This window comes from Amycolatopsis sp. NPDC049252 (assembly GCF_043197175.1).
In the GTDB taxonomy this organism is placed as follows: domain Bacteria; phylum Actinomycetota; class Actinomycetes; order Mycobacteriales; family Pseudonocardiaceae; genus Amycolatopsis.
In genome coordinates this window covers 56,301-80,200 of the sequence record NZ_JBICSQ010000008.1, presented here as the reverse complement: position 1 = coordinate 80,200, position 23,900 = coordinate 56,301, and the positions used below count along the sequence as shown (strand labels likewise).

The following is a 23,900-nucleotide window of genomic DNA, read 5'->3' as shown; positions in this document are numbered from 1 at the left end:
GCCATGGGTTACGTGATCGCGTTCTTCGCCGTCCTCGTCGGGCTCTACTTCGTCGCCTGGCTGGCCCTGGCCGGATTCCTCTGGGGCCTGCTGCCCGCGCTGATCATCGCGGTCCCGGTCGCGGCCGGGCTCGGCGCGCTGGGCGCGGCCGTGTCGGCGCTCCTGACGCTCGCCGGACGGCGGGCCGGCCCGGCGACGGTCACGCCAGAGCAGGTCGTGGACGGCTCGAGCGGCTTGCCGGCGTTGCGCGGCGACAGCCCGTTCGGCCGGGATCCCGCGTGGCCGAGCTACTTCAGCGCACAGGCCGCGGTGGACCTGAAGCAGATCTGGGTGGCCCACCTGGACGTGCTCGCCGACGGCTGGCAATGGATCGGCCGGATGTTCCGCGGGTCGTGGCCAGGCCGGATCGTCGTGGTGCTCCTGTTCGGCCCGCTGTGGCTCGGCGTGAGCGGCGGAGCCCTCGCCGCGACCGCGATCATCCTCGGCGTCGCGGCGCTCGTGCTGCTGGCGCTGTGGGGGCTCTGGATGGTGCCGACCGGGCTCGTGCGCGCCGCGGACCAGTCGGTCCGGCGGCTGCGCAAGGCCAGCGGGAGCTGTCAGACGTGCTACCACGTGACCGCGTTGCCGGCATTCGCCTGTCCCGGGTGCGGGAAGCTGCACCGCGACGTCCGGCCCGGCCGGCTCGGGGGGCTGTGGCGGCGGTGCGAATGCGGCAAGGTGCTGCCGACGTCGGTGCTGCGGATCGCCGTCAAGTCGCCGCCCCGCTGCCCGCGCTGCGACGAGACGTTGCGGGCCGGCGCGGCGGTCGTCACGGACGTCCGGCTCCCGGTGTTCGGACCGGTGTCCGCGGGTAAGACCAGGCTGGTCTACAGCGGCCTGCTGGCGATTCGCAACGGGGTCGCCGCCAACGGGGGCACAGTGGACTTCGTCGACGAGGACAGCCAGCAGACCTTCGACCACGCGACTTCGCTCATCTCCGCCGGGGGCGACACGGCGAAAACCCCCGCGGGCGAACTGCCCGCGGCCATCACGGCGCGGTACACCGCCGGACGGCGACGGGCCCTGCTGCACCTGTTCGACGCCGCCGGCGAGTTCTACGCCGATCGCGACGACAACACCGACCTCGAATTCCTGGACCACGCCCAAGGACTCGTGTTCGTCGTGGACCCGTTCTCGATCCCCTGGGTTCGCGACCAGCTCGGTGACGCCGCGAACTCGGACGTCATCGCCCGCGCGAACCCCGCGTCCGACAACCCGGAACGGGTCTACCACGTGACGGCCAAACGGCTCCGCGACTACGGCGTCGCCACGGGCAAGCGCAGGCTGGCCATCACCGTCGTCAAGGCCGACCTCCTGGACAGCCTCCCGCTCGCCGGGGAACTGCGGCCCGGGCACATCCGCGACTGGCTGGAACGGGCCGGCATGGACAACCTGGTGCTCGGTGCGGAGCGCGACTTCGGCGAAGTCGAGTACTTCGTGGTCGCGTCGCTCACCCGCGTCCAGCCGACCGATCCCCGTTCGCCCGCCGGGCCGCTCGCCTGGCTCGCGGCCGGCGCAGGCCTGAGGCTCTGGCCTGATCCGGTCGTCCCCGCCGCCGATCCCGAAGTGCCCGACAAGCAACCCGAGGAGGCCTTGTGACCCGGCGAACCGGAGTTCCGCCCGCCTACGTGACCTATCGCAGTGTCGTCTCCGCCGTCGTCGTCGGCCTGGTCGTGGTGGCGGCGCTGATTGTCCTCGGGGAGTACACCGGCTGGTGGCAGGCACTTCTCGAGTGGTGCCGGGCTTCGCAGCAGGCGTGGACCGACCTGCATTGGAAGGCCGTGTGATCATCGGGATCGATCTGGGCACGACGTTCTCCGCGGTCGCCGTCCTGGGCGCCGACGGCGAGCCATCCGTGCTGTCCAATGGATTGGGTGAATCCACCACGCCGTCGGTCGTCTACTTCGACTCGCCCGGCTCGGTGCTGGTGGGTACGGCGGCGCGCGACGCGGCCGCGGTCGACCCGGACAACGGCGTGGCTCTCGTCAAACGCCGGATGGGCGAGGAGTTCGAACTGCTCTTCCACGGGACGGCGCACACCCCGGAGTCGATCTCCGCGCTGATCCTGCGCAGCCTGGTCGAAGACGCCAAGCGGCAAACCGGCGCCGACGCGGGTGAAGAGGTGCGGGCGGTGATCACCGTGCCCGCTTACTTCGGCGTCCGGGAGCGCGAGGCGACCTTCCAGGCCGCGCGCTTGGCCGGGATCGAAGTGCTGGAGCTGCTCGCCGAACCCGTCGCCGCGGCCCTGCACTACGGCGTCGCGGCCCGGCCTGGCAGCACAGTGCTCGTGTACGACCTCGGCGGTGGGACGTTCGACACGACGGTCCTGCGGATCCAGCGGGACGGCGCCCAGGTCGTCGCCACCGACGGCGACAGCCGCCTCGGCGGGGCCGACTGGGACGAGCGCGTCGCCGACTTCCTGACGCAGAGTTTCGCCGCGGCGGAGCCGGACTCCGATCCGTACGACGAAGAGCTGTTTCTCCACGAGGTGCGGCTGATCGCCGAGGTGGCCAAAAAGGACCTGAGCGAGCGCGCGTCGAGGCCGGTGTCGCTGCGTCTCGGCGGTCGGCGGGTGACGGTGCCGTTCGACCGCTCGACCCTCACCGGCATCGGCTCGGACCTCGTCGACCGCACTCTCGCGATCGTGGACCGCGTGCTCTCGAGCGCCGAGGGCAAAGGTATCCGCCAGGTCCATGAAGTCGTTCTCGTGGGTGGCTCGACCCGGATGCCGGTGATCGCGGCCGCCGTCGAGGCACGGCTGGGGCGGACCCCGCGGCTGCTCGACCCCGACCACGCCGTGGTCCGTGGCGCCGCGATCCGGGCCGGCGAGCTGGCCGGCGCCGGCCGGGCGAGCCGGTCGACGCGTTCGGTCGTCCCGCGCAGCTTCGGTGTCCTGATCGACGACAGCCACGCACCATCCGGCGACCGCCGCGTCGTCGTGCACACGGTGCACCGCAACGCACCGCTGCCGGCCGCCGCCACGACCGAGTTCTGCACGATCGTGGCGGGCCAGGACTCGGTCCGGGTCCAAGTGTTCGAACAGGCGGGTGAGCTTCCCTCGGAAGACCCGGCGGCGAATCGGCGGGTCCTGGACGGCGAGCTGACCGGGCTGCCGCCGCTCCCGGCCGGCTCCCCGATCGAACTGACGCTCCGCGTCAGTGAGGACGGCCTGCTCCGGGTCACCGCGCGCGAACCGCGCAGCGGCACGGTCTTGGAGCTCGAGGCCTACATGGACGGCGTCGTCGACGGGGAGTCGACCCGGCGCCTCGCGACCGCGCTCGGCACGCTCACCGTGCGGCAGTGAAGGCTTGGAGGAGACCTTGAGTGACTGGGTTCGAAAGCGGTTCGACGGCGTCGGCCTGACACAGTCGCCACCCGGCCCGCACTTCACCGCGGTGCAGGCGAAGTACCGGGGCGCCGTGCTGCTCTGCATCGACGTCAGCGGGTCGATGCTGGGCACCCGGCTGGAGCAGGCGATGGCGGGCGGGAAGCAGTTCCTGGCCGAGGCCTTTTCGGCCGACTACGACTGCGGCCTCGTGCTGTGGCACCACGGCGTCGAGGCCTACCTGCCGGTGGGCACTTCGGCGGAACGCCTGCTGACCCGGCTCGACGAGCCGGTCGGAAGTGGCGGCACCGACCTCGTGCCGACGCTGGAGCTGGCGAAGCGGGACTTGGCGCCCTTGACGGTGGATCGCGTGTTCTGCGTCTTCGGCGACGGCGACGTCGGCGATGCCCAGCGCGCCCGCGTCCTCGCGCGTGAACTGTGCTTGAAGGGGGTCCGGATCGTGGTCCGCGGCCTCGGCCAGGGAGCGGCGTCGGCCCTCTCGTCGCTGGTGTGCGAGGGCGTCCGCGACGAAGAGCGCTTGATCACGGACGAGCAGTCGATCAGCGCGGGCATCGCCTCGATGGCCAAAGGCCTGACCACCGGCCGATCGGCGATCACCAGGAGGTGACCATGGCGTTCTTCGATTTTTTCAACTGGCACCCTCTGGCGAGCAGCGACTGGTACTGCCCGCGGTGCGGTCGTGGGAGGAAGGGGAACGCGGACAGCGCGCAGGGAACTGGGATGTGCAAGGGAAAGAGGCCGAAGCGGCACCCGTCGCAGCGGCTCATCAGGAAGCCGGACCCCTTCTTCGGCTTGCGTGAAACGGACCAAGAAGGCGCCTGAGGTGACCCGTGGACAAACTGCTGACGGCGTTGCTCAGCCCGTTCGCCGGTCGCCTGATCGCGACGGTTTCCCTTGCCTCGACGGTCTTCTGGGCCGTGGGCCTGGTCGTGCTGGGGGCGTGTCACCCGCAGCCGCTGCCCGCGTGCGCGAGTGGTGGCGGCGACCTGTGCGGTGTGCTGAGCGGCCACTGGGCCCAGGCGGTCGTACCCGCGCTGTTCTTCTTCGGTGGGGTGTTCGTGGTTTCCACCGTCATCCTGTCCTTTCCGCGGTGGACCCTTGAGGCACTCTCCGGGCGTGGGTGGTGGTGGCGGGTCCTCGGCAGGGCCTGCCAGGACAGGGCGCGGACGCGCCACGCGGCGAGTGCGACCAGGAGACGGCAGCACCGCTCCCGGTGGTACCCCCACGGCGTCCCGTGGAACTACCCCGCCTACCTGCTGCTCCCGACCGACGTCCCGTTGGAGCCCACCAGGCTGGCCAACGTGTTCGCGGCCACCCAGCAGCGGATTCTCTCCCGGCACGGACTCTGGATGAGCAGCTGCCAGTGGCTGCTGCTGGAGGTGTCCCCGCCGGAGAAGAAAGCCGAATTCGAACAGCTGTCCCAAGCTGTTCTCCGGCGCGTGCACGCCCTGGAGTGGTTTGTGCTCACCACGGCCTGGGCCTACTTCCTGCCCGCGGCCGGTGCCCGGGTGGCGTGGGTGCTCGTCTGCCTGGCCGCGGCTCACTGGGCCTATCGCGAAGTGTGCCGGGCCGCCGCCGAGTACTGCGAAGTGCTCGACGCCACTGTCACGACGCACCGCATGCGGCTCTACCGAGCCGCGGGTTTTCCGCTGCCGCAGTCGACGTCCGAAGAACTGGCGAAAGGCCACGAGCTGTCCGCCTATCTGGACCGCAGCCGGCCGACCGGTCACGTGGAGTTCGTCTGGCCGGACGCCGCCGGCTGAGCTCAGGTTTCCTTCCGAGGCGGCATGATCCGGGCCCGGTACTCGACCAGCATCGAGTTCAGCCAGTGGGCGCCCAGATCATCGTCCAGGTCCAGGCCGAACAGCGGGTCCGGATCGAGGACCGCGGGGCCGCACCGGTCGCCGAACAGGACCACCGCGCGGCGGGCCGACTGGCAGCGCGGGGGCCAGATGAAGCCGGCCGTCCGGTCCGATCGGCTCCTGATCCAGGTGGCCCACCGCCGGACCTGCGGGTGTTCGCACTCCTCGGCTTCGATGAGCCACAGGTCCTGCGCGACGGCCGCGAGATCCGCCGCGTCGCACAGGCTGACGAGCTCGAGCTCGGCCGTCGTCGCCACCGCGCTGACCCGCTGGCCGCGGACACCGACGCGCCGCACGGTCCGGACTTCCGTTGCCGTCAGGGGAATCCCTTCGAGGAGCAGGTCCGCGACCGCCGTGCCGGGTTCGAGAGCGGAGTTGTACGCGGCGTACGGGTCGGCGGGCGACCCGTCGAACCGGCCCGCGCCGGCCCGGCGGCCGACCCGGTACGGGGTGAAGTCGGTCGGCTTGACGCTCTGGAGATGAATCCGCCACAACGGCGTACGGGCGGGCAACAGGAAGCGGTTGGGCTTGCCGCGGTACTCGGCGGGCGGCAGGTAGTCGGGCACGCTCAGGCCTCCGCTCGTTCGGCTTCGGCCGCGTCGATCAGCACTTGGTCGGGCACCTCACCGATCAGCATGGCCGGCACGTCGGCCAGCCACGCGTGCCGACCCAGCCACCAGTCCGCGACGCCCCACGGATCGTCCGCGACGTCCAGGATCCGGTTGATCCGGCGGACGAGGTCGGTACGGGGCCCGAACTGGAACACCGGCCATTGCCGCTTGCCGCCGTCCGTGACGAGGCTGAGCAGATCAGGGTCGGCCGGATCAGCGCCCCTCGCGCGTACCTGGTGGTCCTGCAGGGACTTGGCGGCGAGCAGCCACCTGGTGGCTTGCCGGTGCGTCTCCTCGGGCCTCGGCGCGCCGACGAGGGAAAGGCGCAGTGACGCGGCGCTGCGGATCACCTTGTTCCGCGAGCGCGGATCGAGGTTCGGGCTGTGCAGCCGCACCACCCCGTCGGCGGCGAGCGCCGCCCGGAATCGATGGTCCGGGGGCAGCAGATCGCCGACGAGATCGCACAGTTCGACGGCTTCGGGGATCATCCCGTCGACGGACGGCTCGCTGAGGAAGCGGTCGGCCGCGGCCCGGATAGCACCCGCTTGGTCACCGAGGAGCGGCTCGATCCCCGGCCAGTCCTCGGCGAGCACCTCGATGGCTTCGAAGACACCCATGGCCGCCTCAGCCCCGCACTTCGTGACCGGCGATGTCCGCGCGGGCGGACGCCACCGAGGCCTTGTCCATCTCACCGATCTGCAGGTCGAAACTGACCGTCGCGCCGGACGACGGTTCGAGGGCCCGGACCGTCAGGAGCCCGGTCTCGGACATGAAGAAGGTGACGTTGAACGGCGAGCCGGCCGGGCGGGCCGGCAGGTTGCGCAGCATGCCGCGCCCGATCCGGACGTTGGCGGACAGCTCGTCGGACTCGTATTCGGCGGCCTGCTCCCAGACTTCGATCTCGGCCATTCGCTGGTTGTCCGCCACCACCGCGAACGGGTACGGGCCGGTGTCGGCGGGGAGTGTGGTGTTGGCCTGTAACAGGTGCACGATCATCTTGCGGGCGCGCAGGGGGTCGGTCAGCGCGATCGGGTCCCGGGAGTCGACAGCCATCACCCCGAACGCCTTGGGCACCACCGCGGTCACCTTCCGGGCGGCCATCGCTTCGACCTCGGCGACGTCGAGCGTCAAGCGGTCGGCCAGGCTCCTCGCCGATCCACCCTGCTTGACGTGCTGGAACGCGGCGTGGATCGCCGCGCCCTTGGCGACGGCCAGGTCGGGCTCGTGGAGACGGCCCGGCAGTCCCAGCTCGCCGGACAGGCGCCGGGCGACCGCGGGCATCTTGGCCATCCCACCCACCAGCACGAGGTGGTCGAAGTGGTCGACGCCCCGCTCCCGGGCCAGCTTGACGGTCCGCCCGGCGACGTCGGCGACGCGGTCGAGCAGATCGCCGGTGAGTTCTTCAAGTTCGGAGCGGGTCACGGTGACCCGGGCGACGGCGCTGCTGAAGCGGAGTCCGACCGTGCGGCTTTCCCTGCTGCTCAGATCTTTTTTGAGCTGCTCCGCGATCCTCGCCAGGTCCTGGAGGAACAGGTCGTCCCGCGTCGGGTCCAGGTCCGGGTGCTCGCGGGTGAAACAGGCGAGCAAGTGGTCCTGGACCCGCTTGTCCCAGTCCGCGCCGCCGAGGCGGCCGTCGCCGTGCGTGCAGACGACCTGGACGGCTCCTTCGTCGTCGAACCGGATCACGGTGGTGTCGAACGTACCGCCGCCGAGGTCGCAGACGAACACGTGCCGGGTGCCTGCTTCCTTGTCCGGCGCCTGGTGGTTCAGCGCGGCCGCGACCGGTTCGGGCAGGACGTCGAGCACGTGCAGCCCGGCGATCTCCCCGGCCCGGCGGGTCGCCTGCTGCTGGGCCACACCGAAGTAAGCCGGCACGGTGATGACGACGTTCTCGACTTTCACTCCGGTTTGGGCTTCGGCGAACCGGGCGAGGTCGCGCAGGATCAGCGCTCCGATCTCCTCGGGAGAATAGGTCTTCCCGTGAAATGTTCCGGCGCTTTCGGTGGTCCCGATGAGCCGTTTCGTCAGGGCGGCGACCAGCTGTGGAGCGAGGAGTGCGGAATTTTTCGCGGACGCGCCGACCAGCACCTTCATCGGCGCTTCGAAGTAGACGACCGAGGGAGTGGTCTCTTCGCCGAGGTCGTTGCGGATCACAACCGCCTTACCCGCCTCGTCCACCCATGCGATGCAGGAGTGCGTGGTGCCGAGGTCGATCCCGAACGTGGTTTCCGCCGGCATTCGCGCGCCGCCCTTCCGGATGTGCTTCACAAGCCTTGATAGGTGAACGCTGCCCAGGCGTCCGGCGTTTCGAGTCCTGGCCGTTTTTCTTCTCCGGCCAGCAACCCGGTGATCCTTTTCGGCAGTTCGCGCCGGGGGTCGAGCATCCAGGTCTGAGTGGCGCGCAACGCGATCGCCGGATCCGGATAACCGGAATTGAGGTAGTGGTGGAACATCACCATGAACAACGCCGTCGCGCGATCGTTCACCGGCCAGCGCGTGCCGACCACGCCGGCGGCACCGCCGGCGAGAAAAGCGGTGGCCAGGGTGAGCGCCTCGTCGTGCGAGCTGCCGGTCAGGTCGCTGACACAGGCGGACAGCACGACCAGGCTGCCCGGCGCGGTGGGTGGGCGGCGGGCCGCCTGCTCGAGGATCTCTCGCAACGACAGGCGGACGCCGCCGGTCAGCTTGAAGTGCGAGTCGAGGGGCGGGTCGGCTCGTTCGGCGTGGCTGCTCAGGTGCAGCAGCGACGCGCCGGGCGAACCCGCGCGGGGAAGGCAGGCCTGGATCGCCTCCGCCGTCGGCGCCCGCCCGTGCCCGATGTCGGAGCCGGGGTAGTGGTACTGAAGCTCCTTGACCTCTCGCCGGCTCCACAGGAGGTCCAGCGCCCCGGCGCCGATGGCCGGCGCCTCCGACCATGCACGGCGGCCGCGTCGGCTCGCGTCGACGAACTGGCGGGCCGAAGCCGCGTAGGTGATTACCGCGTCCTGGCAGGCGTATCGGAGGCCGCCCCGGATCCGGCGTCCGGCGGCGTGCCAGGGCACCGAGCCGAGCGACCCCACGGGCGCGAGGACGATCCGCGGGACGTCCCGCCCGGCCGGGCGGGACGTCGCCAGCACCGGCTCCATGATGCTCCAGGCCCATTCGCTGACCGCTTCGAACGTCCGCCGCCACCGGCTCAGCGCGGTCTTCCCGGAATCGCCGTCGAGGTCGGCGAACCGCTGCAGCTCCGCCTGGGCGTCCTCGAAGGCTTTGACGGGACCGCCGTCGCCGGTGACCAGCTGGGGCAAACAGTGGGTCCGGATGCTGCCGTCGGCGGTCACCACCAACGCGAACCCCTTGGACAGCTGGTACTTCGGGACCAGGTAAACCAGCGCGACGGCGCCGGCTGTCTCGAGCGCCTCGGTGATGTCGCCGACCGAAGGCGGCGAAAGCAGGCGCTGTTCGGTCTCGGTGCCTTCGACGGCCCGCAGCACGTCGTTTCTGAGCGTGTCAGGCACCCGAGCGGTCACGGCGTCGTCGCCTGATGTGCGCGGCGCCGCGCTCCTGGCGGCCCAGCTGTCGGCCAGGTCGTCGTGGCCGCCGGCCCGCAGGAGCGCCGGAGCGTCGACTTCGGACGTCGCGGCGTGCAGGACCATCGCCCGGCCGAGCTCCAGCGCGCGCAGCGCCGAGCCGGTGTCGCCGCCCTCCAGACACCAGTGCGCCACGGCGCACGCCTCGCCGTCGGCCCGCAATGACATCGCGAGAGCGTCGCTCGCGTCCGCCTGGATCAGGACGTCGCGCATGCGGGCGCGCAGTCCCTCGAGGCCGGCGGTGGCGGCCCTGGTGAGATCGCGGCGGTTGCGGTCGTTGCGCATGTAGTACGTCTCGCCGAGCTGGTAGTACGCGCCTGCGGTGTCGGACAGCCCGGGTTCGTCCAGGGTGAGCTGGAGGCACTCTTCGTACCGCAGCAGGGCGTTGTCGAGGTCCCGCGGCTGCAGGGTGATGGCGTGGCGGGTGCGGAACGCGAAACCGAGGGAGTCGAGCAGCAGGAACCGTTCGTTCAGCAGGTCCGAAGGTTTGGCCAGCTCGGCCGCGAGCGTGGCGATCGCACGGTCGATCCGCTTCGGATCCCGGGCCGCCATTCCCGCGCCGAGCAGGAGCATCGCGCCTTCGGGATTCGCGCCGAGCAGATCGGGGCCGTCCATCGCGAGGACGTCGTCCACGCTGTCCAGGAAGCCGCGCAGCTCGGGACCCGACGTCGGGAAACCCGGGACCGGCCCGGAGTGCGTGGAACGGATGATCTCCATGATCGGCCGGAGCCTGCCCCAGTCGTAGACCTCGTACTGCTCGGGCGGGATCAGCGGAAGCACCTCGGCGAGCTCGGCGGAGGCGGCGTCGAGGCCTTCGCGGGTGAGCTGCCCGGGACGTCCGAGCTTCGCCATGACACTGGTGAGCCTGGATTGCCACACCGCCAGGTTGCCGGTCTTGTCCCCGGTCGCCGTTCGTGCGCCGGCTTCGGTGAACGCTTCGGTCGCGGTCAGGTCGTCGAGCACGTGGTCGATGTTGTATCGCTGGGCCAGCAACGCGGCGACGTTCGGGCCCACCAGCTTGTGCAGCTCGTGTCCGTCGGGCAGGCCGGCTGAGGCATCCTGGATCCGGGTGATGGCCGAGCTCGTGAGATGCCGGTCATTGCGAAAGACGCCGCGCAGTCCTTCGACCCAGCCGGTCATCATGCCGACGATCGCGTGCTCGGTGGGCCGGTCCGCGTTGGCGCGGTGCGTCTCTTCCAGCATCCCCTGGATGCGTACCACGGAGTCGATGCGCTTCGTCGTGAAGGCCTGCTGGATCGCGGTGATGGTCAGCGCGCAGACCGTCCGGATCCGCGCCGGGTGATCGCCCAGCTCGTCAAGGGCCCGTTCGAGCCGAGTGATCTGAGCGGTCAGGTCGCCGTGGAACACCATGCCACCGGAAGGCGTCGCGATGACCGCGCCGAGCAGGTCGCGCGCCAGCGAATTGAGCGGGTGGTCGCCGATCTGACCGAGGGCGCCGAGCAGCTCGTCGATCGCGGGACCGGTGCTGACCGAAGTGCCTTCGAGCTCGCCGAGCCGGGCCTCGGCGGCGACCCGCATGGTGGTGAGCACCCCCGATCCAGGGGAGTCCGGCTCGGTTTCACGCTCCACCACACCGAGCAGTGACACCAGGTCGCCGACCTGGTCGGCACCCATGCCCGCCGGGTCGGTCCCGTCGTCGTGTCCGGCGACGATGCGCAACATCGCGCTCGGCTCCGCGAGCGCCCCGCTGCCCGACATCGCGTCGAGGTGGCGCAGCGCCGTGTGCCCGGCTTCCGCGGAGTGGTATCCGAGGCCGCCGCCGCGGACGTGCTCGACCATCGCGCCGGTGATGGCCCCCGGACCCATCCGGAACTCCGCCGGAAAGTGCCGGCAGATCGACAACTGGGCGAGGATCAGGTGTGCGGCGTCCTGTGCGTCCGAACCGGCCGCCGGGTCCTCCGACGCCGCCGTCAGCAAGCCGGTCGCGCGGTCGTGGTCCGTGTTTTCGCCCCCGGCGGTGAGGAACCGGAAGGCCAGCAGCATCCCCAGCCGGAGCCGGGCGGTCAGCGCGATGTCGTCGTCCGGCTCGGCGCCGGCCAAACCGGTGTCGAGCGCGCCGACGGCCTCGTCCACCTCCGGGGGCGCGCCGGCCGGCTGCTGCAGGATCCGGTGCGCGAGCCCCAGACCGAGCCAGAGGCAGACCTCGGCCTTGTCGGCGTCTTCGGCGTCCCCGGTTTCGAGCAGCGCCTTCGCCTCTCGCAGGGTGGTGATCGCTGCGTCACGGTCGTCGGTCTCACCGGCTGTGGCTTCGGCGTCCCGGCCGTCGAAACGATCCATGAGCGCGATTCCCTCGATGTACCGCACGTAGGCCAAGGCGGTCGCATCATCCGGTGCGTCGAGGTATCCGGTGAGCTTTTCGGCGACTTCGATGACGTCCGACAAACCGCCGGGCACACCGTCACCGGCGGCGGAAATCGCGCTGTCGAAGGCTCGGCGAAGTTGCTCGAACTCGGCCGAGAGCACAGTGGGTTCCTCGTCGTCCGAGCTCATCGGCAGCCATTCTAGTCGCGGGAACCGGCCGGAAAAGCGACAAAATGTGGCCATATTCGGGCGCGGGCGCAGAACCAGGGCCGCGCCCGCACCGCGGGGATCAGAGCGAGCGGAGGAACGCCAGTGACGGCATGAAGAAGTACTCGCCGCCCTTGAGCGTCACCGACTGGGGCACCGGGTCCGCCGGGTGCTGGGCCGAGCCGCCCCAGTCGACCGTGTAGTCGGACGGCGCTCGCGTGCCCTGGCCGATCACCGGGTCCAGGCCCGGGGTGACGCCCTCGACGATCGGGAAGCCCGGGTTGTCCGCCCAGATCGCCTGGGTGAACTCGAACTGGTTGCCCAGCACCGAGTTGAAGGCCATGAACAGCAGCCCGACCCCGCCGCTCGGGCGCGCCGCGGGCGGCAGGTCCGCGTTCGGGTCGTCCGGGCGCTCGCCGTAGGTGACGCCGCGGCGGGCCATCAGGTGCAGCCGCTCTTCGGGCGGCTGCTCGGCGCCGCCGGAGCCGCGCGGGTTCGTCTTGCGGATGTGCGCCTGGAACGGGCACTTGAGCGCGGCGCGGTCGCTTTCGTAGGTGAAGTTGTTCGACACCGGGCTCTCGGCGCCGTCTTCCCGCTGGGTGGTCAGCGGCGTGCCGTCCTCGAACCGGCCGATGATCATCGCGCCGGCGCGCTCGCGGTCGTCGCCGGTGAGGCCGAGCGTGTCGGCCAGATCCGATTCCGCCTGTTTGAACCGGCGCACGTTCTGTTCCAGCTTGCGGAAAACGAAGTAACTGCCGAAATGCACGCCGGGATCCGGCGCGGCGGTGTCGGCCACCAATACCTGGGAAAGCGGCGCCGCCGGGTTCCACACGTTGATGCCGTCGGTGCTGTTCTTTTCCGCGTCGACGTCTTCGGTCAGGAACAACGGCTGGCTCCGGCCGTCGACGTAGCCGAAGTGCTCGATGCCCTCGCCGCGCGCGTTGACCCGGCCGAGCCCGGTCTCCTCCGCCGCGACCGTGACGGAGTCCGGCAGCAGGCCGAGGATCTCGTTGCGCCGCGCGGTCATCGCCTTGTCGGTGGCGTCCCCGACGAGCACGACGGCGTGGATTTCGCCGTGGTAGCCCGGATCGAACGTCGAGCGCGGCGGGTCGTTCAGCCGCCGCCGGGTGTCCGGGGCCGCCATGCCGCGCCGGAACGCCTCGTCCTGCGGGAAGTTCTCGACGCCGAGCACGCGGTAGCCCGCCGCGGTGAGCCCGACGCCGACGTACGGTGTCCCGGCGGCACCGCCGCTCTTGAACCCGCCGACCTCGGTGAGATGTTCCTTGGCGGACTTCATCTTCCCGGTGACCGAGACGAGGAGCGCCCGCGCCTCCGCCGGGTCGCCGAACGTCAGGAACAACGCCGAAAGGTGATCACGCACGTGCGCCTTGAGGATGTTCGGCTGCAGTTCGCCGAGCATCGTCGCGGCGTCGCCGCTCGCCGTGGTCCAGGACAGTGTGGTGGACAGATCGACAGACATCAGGGTCCCCTCCCCAAGTAAACCGCCTTGCGGCGGTACCCGGCCGGCGCCTCCCCTTCGGCCGGCCGGGCCCCCTGAACACAGAATGCAACGAACCGGCGGCCTCGCGCCACCGGTTCGGCGGTTTCACACGAAAGATTAAGGTGAACGCGGAATCGTCGCGGAAACGGAAACGCGGGCCCGGTGGGGGCCCGCGTTTCCGTTCGAGGGGGACAGCGCCGGCGGAGGTGGCGACGTTGGCACCCCCGCCGGCGCCGGGCTCAGGCGATCGGGCGGTCCGTCGGCGCGATCGGCGCGGGCAGGATGCCGCGCCCGGTCAGGAAGGCGTCCACCCCGGCCGCCGCGGAACGGCCTTCGGCGATGGCCCAGACGATCAGGGACTGGCCGCGGCCCATGTCGCCCGCGACGAACACGTTGTCCAGGCTCGTCTTGAACGCCTTGTCGCGCGCCACGTTGCCGCGCGCGTCCAGCTCGACGCCGAGGTCCTCGACCAGGCCCTGCTTCTGCGGCCCGAGGAACCCCATCGCCAGCAGCACGAGCTGGGCGGGCAGCTCCGTCTCGGTGCCTTCGACGGGGACGAACTTGCCGCCCTCGTTGCGCACCTCGACCAGCTTCAGCGCCCGCACCCGGCCGGACTCGTCGGCCACGAACTCCTGCGTGTTGACCGAATACCGCCGCTCGCCGCCCTCTTCGTGCGCCGAGGACACCCGGTAGATCATCGGGTAGGTCGGCCACGGGTGGGCGTCGGACCGGGCCTCCGGCGGCCGCGGCATGATCTCCAGCTGCGTCACCGAACGGGCGCCCTGGCGGTGCGACGTCCCGACGCAGTCCGCGCCCGTGTCGCCGCCGCCGATCACGACGACGTCGAGGCCCTCGGCCGAGTACGGCGAGACGTCGAGGTCGCCGGAGGCGACCCGGTTGGCCGGCGGCAGGAACTCCATCGCCTGGTGGATGCCGTCGAACTCGCGGCCGGGGATCGGCAGGTCACGCCAGTCGGTCGCGCCACCGGCGAGCACCACCGCGTCGTACGACGACCGCAGTTCGTCGACGGACAGGTCCACGCCGACGTTCACCGAGGTCCGGAACTCCGTGCCCTCGGCCGCCATCTGCGCGATCCGCCGGTCCAGGCGGTGCTTCTCCATCTTGAACTCGGGGATGCCGTAGCGCAGCAGCCCGCCGATCTTGTCGGCCCGCTCGAGGACCACGACGCTGTGGCCCGCGCGCGTGAGCTGCTGCGCCGCGGCAAGTCCCGACGGGCCGGACCCGACGACCGCGACCTTCTTGCCCGTCTGGGAAACGGGCACCTGCGGCGTCACCCAGCCTTCGGCGAAGGCGCGGTCGATGATGGAGATCTCGACGCGCTTGATGGTCACCGGATCGTCGTTGATGCCGAGCACGCACGCGGTTTCGCACGGCGCCGGGCACAGGGTGCCGGTGAACTCCGGGAAGTTGTTGGTCGCGTGCAGCCGCTCGGCCGCCTGCTGCCAGTCTTCCCGCCACACCAGGGTGTTCCACTCCGGGATGAGGTTCCCGAGCGGGCAGCCCTGGTGGCAGAACGGGATGCCGCAGTCCATGCAGCGGCCGGCCTGCTTCTCCAGCTTCGTCGACGCGAAGTCCTCGTAGACCTCGCGCCAGTCCATCAGCCGCAGGTCGACCGGACGCCGCTTCGGCTCTTCGCGCGTGGTGGTCAGAAAGCCCTTGGGGTCAGCCATGTGCGGCCTCCATGATCGCCTCGTTCACGTCGCGCCCGTCCCGCTCAGCCTGCACCTGGGCGGCGAGCACGCGCTTGTAGTCCTTCGGCATGACCTTGCCGAACCGGTCGACGCCCGCGTCCCAGTCGGCGAGCAGGGCCCGCGCGACCGCGGACTCCGTTTCGTCGTAGTGCTTTTCGAGGGCCTCGCGCAGGAAGTCGGCGTCCTCGGAGTCGAGCGGGTCGATGTCGACCATCTCCGGGTTGACGCGGTGCACGGGCAGGTCCAGCACGTACGCGACTCCGCCCGACATCCCGGCCGCGAAGTTGCGGCCGATCTGCCCGAGCACGACCATCCGGCCGCCGGTCATGTACTCGCCGCCGTGGTCGCCGACGCCTTCGACGACGGCCAGCGCGCCCGAGTTGCGCACGCAGAACCGCTCGCCGACCTTGCCGCGGATGAAGATCTCGCCGCTGGTCGCGCCGTAGCCGATCACGTTGCCGGCGATGATGTGCTCCTCGGCGGCGTACTGCGCCTCCTTCGGCGGGCGCACGATCAGCCGGCCGCCGGAAAGGCCCTTGCCGACGTAGTCGTTGCCGTCGCCGTAGAGCCGCAGCGTGATGCCCTTCGGCACGAACGCGCCGAACGACTGGCCCGCGGTCCCGGTGAAGGTGACGTCGATGGTGTCGTCCGGCAGCCCTTCGCCGCCCCACCGCTTGGTCAGCTCGGAGCCGAGCATCGTGCCGACGGTCCGGTTCACGTTGCGCACCGGCAGTTCCAGCCGCACCTTGTCACCGGAGTTCAGCGCGCCCTCGGCGAGCTGGATCAGCGTGTTGTCGAGCGCCTTCTCCAGCCCGTGGTCCTGCTGCGTCTGCTGCAGCCGCAGGCCCGCCGGAGCCATGTCGGGCACGTGGAAGATCGGCGACAGGTCGAGCCCGGACGCCTTCCAGTGGTCGATCGCCTTGCGCTTGTCGAGGAACTCGGCGTGGCCGACGGCCTCGGCGATCGACCGGAAACCCAGCTCCGCCAGGTACTCCCGGACCTCCTGGGCGATGAACTCGAAGAAGTTGACGACGTACTCGGCCTTGCCGCTGAACTTCTCGCGCAGCTTCGGGTTCTGCGTCGCGACGCCCACGGGGCACGTGTCGAGGTGGCAGACGCGCATCATGATGCAGCCCGACACCACCAGCGGCGCGGTCGCGAAGCCGAACTCCTCGGCGCCGAGCAGCGCCGCGATGACGACGTCGCGGCCGGTCTTGAGCTGGCCGTCGGTCTGCACCACGATCCGGTCGCGCAGGCGGTTGGCCAGCAGCGTCTGCTGCGTCTCGGCCAGGCCCAGCTCCCACGGGCCGCCGGCGTGCTTGATGGACGACAGCGGCGACGCGCCCGTCCCGCCGTCGTGCCCGGAGATGAGCACGACGTCGGCGTGCGCCTTCGAGACGCCCGCCGCGACCGTGCCGACGCCGACCTCGGACACGAGCTTCACGTGGATGCGCGCCCGGGGGTTGGCGTTCTTGAGGTCGTGGATCAGCTGGGCCAGGTCCTCGATCGAGTAGATGTCGTGGTGCGGCGGCGGCGAAATCAGCCCGACACCCGGCGTCGAGTACCGCGTCTTCGCGATCCACGGGTACACCTTCGCGCCGGGCAGCTGCCCGCCTTCGCCGGGCTTCGCGCCCTGCGCCATCTTGATCTGGATGTCGTCGGCGTTGACCAGGTACTCGCTCGTGACGCCGAAACGCCCCGACGCGACCTGCTTCACGGCGCTTCGCCGCTCCGGGTCGTAAAGCCGCTCCGCGTCTTCGCCGCCTTCACCGGTGTTGGACTTCCCGCCGAGGCGGTTCATCGCGATGGCGAGGGTCTGGTGCATCTCCATCGAGATCGAGCCGTACGAGATCGCGCCGGTGGCGAACCGCTTGACGATCTCCGAGACCGGCTCGACCTCGTCGATCGGCACCGGCGCGCGCTTGCCGTACCGGAAGTCGAACAGCCCGCGCAGCGTCAGCAGCTTCTCGGCCTGGTCGTCGACGGCCTTCGTGTACTCCTTGAAGACGTCGTACTTCCCGGACCGCGTGGAGTGCTGGAGCTTGAACACCGTCTGCGGGTTGAACAGGTGCGGTTCGCCTTCGCGGCGCCACTGGTAGTCGGCGCCGGTCTCCAGCTCGCGGTGGGCGGCGCGGACGCCGTCGGCCGGGAACGCGTAGAGGTGCCGCTTGGCGACCTCGTCGGCCAGCGTGTCGAAGCCGACCCCGCCGAGGCGCGAGGTCGTGCCGGTGAAGCAGTTGTCGACGACCTCTTCGCCGAGCCCGATCGCCTCGAAGATCTGCGCGCCGGTGTAGGACGCGACGGTCGAGACGCCCATCTTGGACATCGTCTTGCGGACGCCCTTGCCCAGCGCCTTGATCAGGTTCTGGGTCGCCTCCTTCGGCGTCACGCCCGGGATCAGGCCCTGGTGGGCCATCTCCTCGACGGTCGCCATCGCGAGGTACGGGTTGACCGCGGCGACGCCGTAGCCGATGAGCAGCGCGATGTGGTGCACCTCGCGCGCGTCGCCGGCCTCGACGATGAGGCCGACCTGCGTGCGCGTCTTCTCGCGGACGAGGTGGTGGTGCACCGCGCCGGTCAGCAGCAGCGAGGGGATCGGCGCGTGGTGCTCGTCGACCCCGCGGTCGGACAGCACGATCAGCCGCGCGCCGTCCTCGATCGCCTCCGACACCTCGGCGCGGATCTCGTCGAGGCGCTGGACCAGCGCCTCGCCGCCGCCGTGGACGTTGTAGCGGCCGAGCACGGTGACGGCCTGGAACTCCGGCAGCGTGCCGTCGTCGTTGACGTGCACGAGCTTGGCGAGCTGGTCGTTGTCGAGCACCGGGAACGGCAGCACGATCCGGCGGCACGACGCCGCGTCGCCGGCCAGCAGGTTCGGCTCGGCGCCGATCTGGGTGCCGAGCGCCGTCACCAGCTCCTCGCGGATCGCGTCCAGCGGCGGGTTCGTGACCTGCGCGAACAGCTGGATGAAGTAGTCGAACAGCAGCCGCGACCGGCTGGACAGCGGCGCCAGCGGCGAGTCGTTGCCCATCGAGCCGATCGGCTCCGCGCCGGTGCGGGCCATCGGCTCGAGGATCGTTTCGAGGTCTTCCTCGGTGTAGCCGAACGCCTGCTGGCGGCGCACGAGCGCGGCGTGCAGCGGCACCTCGCGGTCGCGCTCGGGCAGGGCGTCGAGGTGCAGCAGGCCGGCCTCGACCCACTCGTCGTACGGGTGCGCCGTGGCGAGCTCGCCCTTGATCTCCTCGTCCTCGACGATCCGGCCGGCCTCGGTGTCCACCAGGAACATCCGGCCGGGCTCGAGACGTCCCTTGCGGACGATCGTCGCCGGGTCGATGTCGAGCACGCCGACCTCCGAGGCGAGCACGACGAGACCGTCGTCGGTCACCCAGTAGCGGCCGGGGCGCAGGCCGTTGCGGTCGAGCACCGCGCCGATCTGGCTGCCGTCGGTGAAGGCGACCAGCGCCGGGCCGTCCCACGGCTCCATCAGCGTCGAGTGGAACTCGTAGAAGGCGCGCCGGGCCGGGTCCATCTCCTGGTGGTTCTCCCAGGCCTCCGGGATCATCATCAGGACGGCGTGGGGCAGCGAGCGGCCACCGAGGTGGAGCAGCTCCAGGACCTCGTCGAAGGACGCCGAGTCGCTGGCGCCGCGGGTGATCACCGGGTAGATGCGCTTGAGGTCACCCGGGATCAGGTCGGTCTCGAGCAGCGCCTCGCGGGCGTCCATCCAGTTGCGGTTGCCGCGCAGGGTGTTGATCTCGCCGTTGTGCGCGACGTACCGGTACGGGTGCGCCAGCGGCCACGACGGGAAGGTGTTGGTGGAGAAGCGGGAGTGCACCAGCCCGAGCGCGCTGGTGACCCGCTCGTCGGTGAGGTCGGCGAAGAAGCGCTCGACCTGCGGCTCGGTGAGCATTCCTTTGTAGACGATCGTGCGCGAAGACAGGCTGGGGAAGTAGACGTCCTCCTCGGCCAGCTCGCGCTCGGCCCGCTTGCGGACGCAGAACGCGCTGCGCTCGATGTGCAGCGGGTCCGAGTGCTCCGGCTTCGGGCGGCGCGCGGTGAGGAACAGCTGCGTGAAGTGCGGCATCGTCTCGGCCGCGGTCGGCCCGCAGTGCTCGGGGTTGACCGGCAGCTCGCGCCAGCCGAGCACGCGCATGTCCTCTTCGGCCGCGATGCGCTCGATGGTCGTCATGGCCCGGCCGCGGCGTTTTTCGTCCTGCGGCAGGAAAGCGGTGCCGACGGCGTAGGCGCCCGGTTCGGGCAGCGCGAAGCCGACGACCTCGCGGTAGAACTCGTCCGGGATCTGGATCAGGAGCCCGGCGCCGTCCCCGGTGTCCGGTTCGGCGCCCCGCGCCCCTCGGTGCTCCAGGTTGCGCAACGCGACCAGGGCCTTCGAGACGATGGCGTGGTCCCGGCGCCCGGTGAGGTCGGCGACGAACGCGACACCGCAGGCGTCGTGTTCGTATTCGCTCCGGTAGAGGCCGTTGGCCTCGGCGTTGCTGAGCTGCTCCCCCGACGGGGGGAGGGCGCTGGCACGGTGGGTCACGGCTGGCCGCCTCCCAAGGCGTTGGCGTGACCGGTACTCACCTCATCGAGTGGTTCGAACTGAACCGGTTAACGAAGTGGTCCGGTAGCGCGATGGTCAGTCGAGAACAGTTGCTGTTGTCGAAGTGCAAGATGCCGCGAAGTGCCGGCCGGGCGGGGACGCCTGGAAGCCGGACGCGGGTCATCTGGGAGGCCGCACAACGCTGGGCAGCCGAACATGTCGGTCCTGCGTGCGCGCGAAGACAGACCACTGTGGTGGGGGGTCAGCCGGAGCGCGCGGTGTTACTCCCGGGTTCGCCGGGTCTTATGACGATAGTGTGAATTCGCTGTTATCGACATACGTCGTTGTCCCCGGGTGGGAAATGCCACGCTTGCGTTGACGAGCCCGGGGGTAGTCCCATATGTCGGGCCGGGCCTCCCGCATGCCGGTGAAATGTGCTCCTGACCTGCGGAAACGTCTGTCGCAAGTGGTCTGATGCGGGTGTCGTGACCCGGCCTCGGGGTGGCAAGCTGGGTGCATGGTGAACCCGTCCGATGACTGATCGTTATCTCTCCGTGGCTCGCGAAGGTGGTCACGAGGTGGAGATCAAGCGCTCCCGGTTCCTCTGCGCGCTCGCTCCGGTGACCTCGGAGGACGCCGCGCGGGAGTTCATCGCGGGCCGCAGGCGGGCCGATCCGGGTGCCCGGCATCACTGTCACGCCTTCGTTCTCGGCCCCGACGGGCGCACCCAGCGTTCCAGCGACGACGGCGAACCGGCCGGCACCGCGGGCACGCCGATGCTGGAAGTGCTGCGCCGCCGCGAGTTGACGGACACCGTCGCGGTGGTGACGCGGTACTTCGGCGGGGTGCTGCTCGGTGCGGGCGGGCTCATCCGCGCGTACGGACAGGCTGTCGCACAAGCGATCGACGTGGTAGGCGTACTAGAACACCGTCGACTCAAGGTGTTCGAGGTCGCGGTCGGCTACGACCGCGCGGGCCGCCTGGAGAACGACCTGCGCGCGTCGCGGTACGTCCTGCGCGCGACCCGCTTCGACGAGCTGGCGCGCTTCGAGATCGGCCTGGCATCCGATGAGGACACGGAGTTCCGCGGCTGGCTCGCCGACCTCACGAACGGCGAAGCCACGGCGACGGAACTCGGCGAGCAGTGGGTCACCGCGGGCTCCTGACTGCGGACCACTCCCGGGCGGTGGTCCGACCGCTCGCGGATTCGCTTGGCACGCAACGGTGATTCGGACTTTCGGTGCTACCGCGGAGGTATTCGCCCGTGGCACCATGTCCCTTCCCCGACCCCGGATCACACCGGCCCCCGACGCGGGCCGCGCACCACCTCCATCACCACATCAGCCTCACCAGTCTCAAAAAGCCGCACTTTCGCTGGAAAAGTGCGGTTCGAGGCGCGGGGTGACAACGTTGTCAGCGACTGCGTGACGAGGAGAGGAAGGTTCCATGTCCGGACCACTGTCCAGGTTCAGGAGACGGCTTCGGGGAGCGGCGCTCGCCGCGGTCCTCGTGGGCGCGGGGCTCGCCGCCCTGCCCGCTCCGCCCGCCGGCGCCGCGGCGCTCGCCCTTACGCAGTACGTGAATCCCTTCATCGGCACGGACAACAGCAACTCGCCCAACCCGGTGCCCGGCGGCGCCGGCGGCAGCACCTACCCGGGCGCGGTCGTGCCGTTCGGGATGACGCAGTTCAGCCCGGACACCCCGACCGGGTCGCCGTCCGGCTACCGCTACAGCGACACCAGCATCGAGGAGTTCAGCCTCACCCACTTCAACGGCGCGGGCTGCCCCAACAACGAGGACCTCGGCCTGCTGCCGATCACCGGCGCGATCGGCACCTCGCCGGGCACCGGCTGGACCGGGTACGCCGGCCGCTACACGAAGGCCAACGAGTCGGCCGCGCCCGGCTACTACAAGAACAAGCTGGACAACTACAACACGACCGTCGAACTGTCCGCCACCAAGCGGTCCGGCTTCATGAAGCTGACCTACCCGAACACGACGACCGCGCGCCTGCTGGTCAACCCCGGCCGCAGCGCGACCGGCAACCGCGCCGGATCCGTCAGCATCAGCGGCAGCCAGCTCACCGGCTCGGCGACCGGAGGCGGCTTCTGCGGCTCGTCCAAGACGTACCAGATCTTCTACGTGATCCAGTTCGACCGCGCGCCCAGCGGCTTCGGCACCTGGCTCGGCGGCACGGTGAACGCCGGCTCCGCGAGCAGCAGCGGCACGAACGCCGGCGGCTACGTCACGTTCGACACCTCCACCAACACCACGGTGCAGGCGAAGGTCGGCATCTCGTTCGTCAGCCTGGCCAACGCGCAGGCGAACCTCGCGGCCGAGAACCCCGGGTTCGACTTCGCCGGGATCCGCGCCGCGGCCGACACGAGCTGGAACACGATCCTCAACCGCGTCCAGGTGACCGGCGGGGCCGCCGCGGACCTGCAGAAGTTCTACACGGCGCTGTACCACGTGTTCCAGAACCCGAACATCGCCAGTGACACCAACGGCCAGTACCGCGGGTTCGACCAGGCGATCCACACGGCGACCCACACCGTCTACCAGAACTACTCCGGCTGGGACATCTACCGCTCCTGGGCCGCGTTGATCGGGCTGGTCGCGCCCGACGAAGCCAGCGACATCGCCAAGTCCATGGTGCTGGACGGCCAGCAGGGCGGGCTGCTGCCCAAGTGGTCGCACAACAACAACGAGCACTTCGTGATGACCGGCGACCCCGGGCCGATCGTCGTCGGCAGCATGTACGCCTTCGGCGTCCGCGGCTTCGACACGGCGGCCGCGCTGACACTGATGGACAAGAGCTCCAACGGCGGCACCGCGCAGGGGCAGGCGATCCGCGGGCGCCAGTCCGGGTACGTCAGCCGGCACTACGTCACCGAAGATCCGTCGGACTCGCTCGAGTACTCGGCGTCGGACTTCGCGGTGGCACAGTTCGCCAAGGCCGTCGGCGACACCACGAAGTACACCACGTACATGCAGCGGGCCCAGTGGTGGCAGAACGTGTTCGGCACCGATTCGGGTTACGTCCAGCCGCGGGACAGCAGCGGCACGTTCGCCTGGCCGGTCGTGCCGTCGAGCAACAGCGGCTACACCGAGGGCAACCCGTCGCAGTACACCTGGATGGTGCCCTACAACTACCAGGGCGTGATCAACCTGATGGGCGGCGCGAAGACCGCCGTCCAGCGGCTGGACCACCACTTCACGCAGCTCAACGGCGGCCTCACCCAGCCGTACTTCTACATCGGCAACGAGCCCGAGCACGGCGTGCCGTGGGCGTACAACTACGCCGCCCACCCGCAGGGCACCAGCTCGGCGGTGCGGCGCGTGATGAACGAGTCGTTCACCACCGGCGCGGGCGGCGAGCCCGGCAACGACGACCTCGGCGCGACCTCCGCCTGGTACGTCTTCGCCGCGCTGGGGATGTACCCGGCGACCCCGGGCGCGGACGTCCTGGCCCTGCACGGCCCGCTGTTCCCGTCGGTCTCGATCATCCGCCCGAGCGGCACGATCCAGATCAACGGCAGCGGGGCCGGCCAGGGTGCGCAGTACGTGCAGAGCCTGAGCGTCAACGGTGTCGCGACGACCAAGTCGTGGATCCGCTACGGCGACATCGCGGGCGCGTCGACGCTGAACTACACGATGGGCTCGTCGGCGAGCGCGTGGGGCACGAACGCGGCGGACGTCCCGCCGTCGTACAACGACGGGTTCACCCCGCCGGCCGCCGCGCCGGAGCTCGGCACGAACCTGGCCCAGGGCAAGGCGGCGACGGGCTCGGCGGCGTGCGCCTCGTCCGAAGGCGCGGCCAACGCCGTCGACGGCAGCCTGGCGAACAACAGCAAGTTCTGCACCACCGCCGCCACGAAGTTCCTCCAGGTGGACCTCGGGTCGGCGCAGAACGTGTCGTCGTTCGTCGTCAAGCACGCCGGCCTCGGTGGTGAGACCACGGGCTGGAACACCGGCGCGTTCACGATCCAGACGTCGACCGACGGCACGAACTGGACGACGGTCGCGTCCGTGACCGGTTCGCGGGCCAGCCGCACGTACCACCCGATCACGACCCGGTCGGCGCGGTACGTGAAGCTGAACCTCACCACCCCGGCCAACGACGGCAACGGCGCGGCCCGGATCTACGAGTTCGAGGTCTACCGCTGAGTCACGGGGACTCGTGGGTGC

14 protein-coding genes are annotated in these 23,900 nt (G+C 70.3%); 7 read left to right on the top strand and 7 right to left on the bottom strand.

Going from position 1 to position 23,900, the window contains the following annotated elements; all coding sequences use genetic code 11:
• Positions 1–3: 3 nt before the first annotated feature.
• From ACGFMK_RS13405 to ACGFMK_RS13385, 5 genes are all read left to right on the top strand, one after another.
• Positions 4–1,638 carry a hypothetical protein gene (locus ACGFMK_RS13405; protein WP_392761712.1) on the top strand — a complete coding sequence of 545 codons (1,635 nt, stop codon included), beginning with the start codon at positions 4–6 and terminating at the stop codon, positions 1,636–1,638.
• The gene (locus ACGFMK_RS13400; protein WP_392761711.1) at positions 1,635–1,826 is read left to right on the top strand and encodes a hypothetical protein; all 192 of its coding nucleotides are present in this window, start codon (positions 1,635–1,637) and stop codon (positions 1,824–1,826) included. The genes ACGFMK_RS13405 and ACGFMK_RS13400 overlap by 4 nt, the downstream gene beginning before the upstream one ends.
• A complete protein-coding gene (locus ACGFMK_RS13395; RefSeq protein ID WP_392761708.1) occupies positions 1,823–3,343 on the top strand; it encodes an Hsp70 family protein in 1,521 nt (506 codons plus the stop codon). Before ACGFMK_RS13400 ends, ACGFMK_RS13395 begins: the two co-directional genes overlap by 4 nt.
• Before the next feature lie 16 nt (positions 3,344–3,359).
• Positions 3,360–3,992 carry a VWA domain-containing protein gene (locus ACGFMK_RS13390; protein ID WP_392761706.1) on the top strand — a complete coding sequence of 211 codons (633 nt, stop codon included), beginning with the start codon at positions 3,360–3,362 and terminating at the stop codon, positions 3,990–3,992.
• A gap of 223 nt (positions 3,993–4,215) precedes the next feature.
• Positions 4,216–5,148 carry a hypothetical protein gene (locus tag ACGFMK_RS13385; protein WP_392761703.1) on the top strand — a complete coding sequence of 311 codons (933 nt, stop codon included), beginning with the start codon at positions 4,216–4,218 and terminating at the stop codon, positions 5,146–5,148.
• A 2-nt stretch (positions 5,149–5,150) separates the two neighbouring features.
• Here ACGFMK_RS13385 and ACGFMK_RS13380 read toward each other — a convergent pair whose 3' ends face one another.
• The 7 genes from ACGFMK_RS13380 to gltB form a co-directional block, all read right to left on the bottom strand.
• Positions 5,151–5,813, bottom strand: a complete 663-nt coding sequence (locus ACGFMK_RS13380; protein WP_392761700.1) for a hypothetical protein — start codon at positions 5,811–5,813, stop codon at positions 5,151–5,153.
• Between the two features lie 2 nt (positions 5,814–5,815).
• A complete protein-coding gene (locus tag ACGFMK_RS13375) occupies positions 5,816–6,475 on the bottom strand; it encodes a hypothetical protein (protein WP_392761699.1) in 660 nt (219 codons plus the stop codon).
• Between the two features lie 7 nt (positions 6,476–6,482).
• Positions 6,483–8,096 (bottom strand): Hsp70 family protein, encoded by a 1,614-nt coding sequence (locus ACGFMK_RS13370; protein ID WP_392761697.1) that lies wholly within the window; start codon positions 8,094–8,096, stop codon positions 6,483–6,485.
• A 26-nt stretch (positions 8,097–8,122) separates the two neighbouring features.
• Positions 8,123–11,992 carry a CHAT domain-containing protein gene (locus tag ACGFMK_RS13365; protein WP_392761694.1) on the bottom strand — a complete coding sequence of 1,290 codons (3,870 nt, stop codon included), beginning with the start codon at positions 11,990–11,992 and terminating at the stop codon, positions 8,123–8,125.
• Between the two features lie 46 nt (positions 11,993–12,038).
• Positions 12,039–13,436: a Dyp-type peroxidase gene (locus ACGFMK_RS13360; RefSeq protein ID WP_392761691.1), complete on the bottom strand. Its 1,398-nt coding sequence runs from the start codon at positions 13,434–13,436 to the stop codon at positions 12,039–12,041.
• A 260-nt stretch (positions 13,437–13,696) separates the two neighbouring features.
• On the bottom strand, positions 13,697–15,148 hold the full coding sequence (locus tag ACGFMK_RS13355) for a glutamate synthase subunit beta (protein WP_392761688.1): 1,452 nt from the start codon (positions 15,146–15,148) through the stop codon (positions 13,697–13,699).
• Complete coding sequence (gene gltB, locus ACGFMK_RS13350) at positions 15,141–19,712, bottom strand: glutamate synthase large subunit (RefSeq protein ID WP_392761686.1); 4,572 nt, start codon at positions 19,710–19,712, stop codon at positions 15,141–15,143. The genes ACGFMK_RS13355 and gltB overlap by 8 nt, the downstream gene beginning before the upstream one ends.
• A 533-nt stretch (positions 19,713–20,245) precedes the next feature.
• Here gltB and ACGFMK_RS13345 point away from each other — a divergent pair.
• The gene (locus ACGFMK_RS13345) at positions 20,246–20,878 is read left to right on the top strand and encodes a YigZ family protein (RefSeq protein WP_392761684.1); all 633 of its coding nucleotides are present in this window, start codon (positions 20,246–20,248) and stop codon (positions 20,876–20,878) included.
• Positions 20,879–21,158: 280 nt separating this feature from the next.
• Positions 21,159–23,879 (top strand): GH92 family glycosyl hydrolase, encoded by a 2,721-nt coding sequence (locus ACGFMK_RS13340; RefSeq protein ID WP_392761681.1) that lies wholly within the window; start codon positions 21,159–21,161, stop codon positions 23,877–23,879.
• Positions 23,880–23,900: the final 21 nt, after the last annotated feature.

Bases quoted from the DNA above. Each gene is read 5' to 3' on its own strand.
- ACGFMK_RS13340 (WP_392761681.1), top strand. From the start codon at position 21,159: ATGTCCGGACCACTGTCCAGGTTCAGGAGACGGCTTCGGGGAGCGGCG.
- ACGFMK_RS13345 (WP_392761684.1), top strand. From the start codon at position 20,246: ATGACTGATCGTTATCTCTCCGTGGCTCGCGAAGGTGGTCACGAGGTG.
- ACGFMK_RS13355 (WP_392761688.1), bottom strand. From the start codon at position 15,148: ATGGCTGACCCCAAGGGCTTTCTGACCACCACGCGCGAAGAGCCGAAG.
- ACGFMK_RS13375 (WP_392761699.1), bottom strand. From the start codon at position 6,475: ATGGGTGTCTTCGAAGCCATCGAGGTGCTCGCCGAGGACTGGCCGGGG.
- ACGFMK_RS13370 (WP_392761697.1), bottom strand. From the start codon at position 8,096: ATGCCGGCGGAAACCACGTTCGGGATCGACCTCGGCACCACGCACTCC.
- ACGFMK_RS13365 (WP_392761694.1), bottom strand. From the start codon at position 11,992: ATGGCCACATTTTGTCGCTTTTCCGGCCGGTTCCCGCGACTAGAATGG.
- ACGFMK_RS13360 (WP_392761691.1), bottom strand. From the start codon at position 13,436: ATGTCTGTCGATCTGTCCACCACACTGTCCTGGACCACGGCGAGCGGC.
- ACGFMK_RS13405 (WP_392761712.1), top strand. From the start codon at position 4: ATGGGTTACGTGATCGCGTTCTTCGCCGTCCTCGTCGGGCTCTACTTC.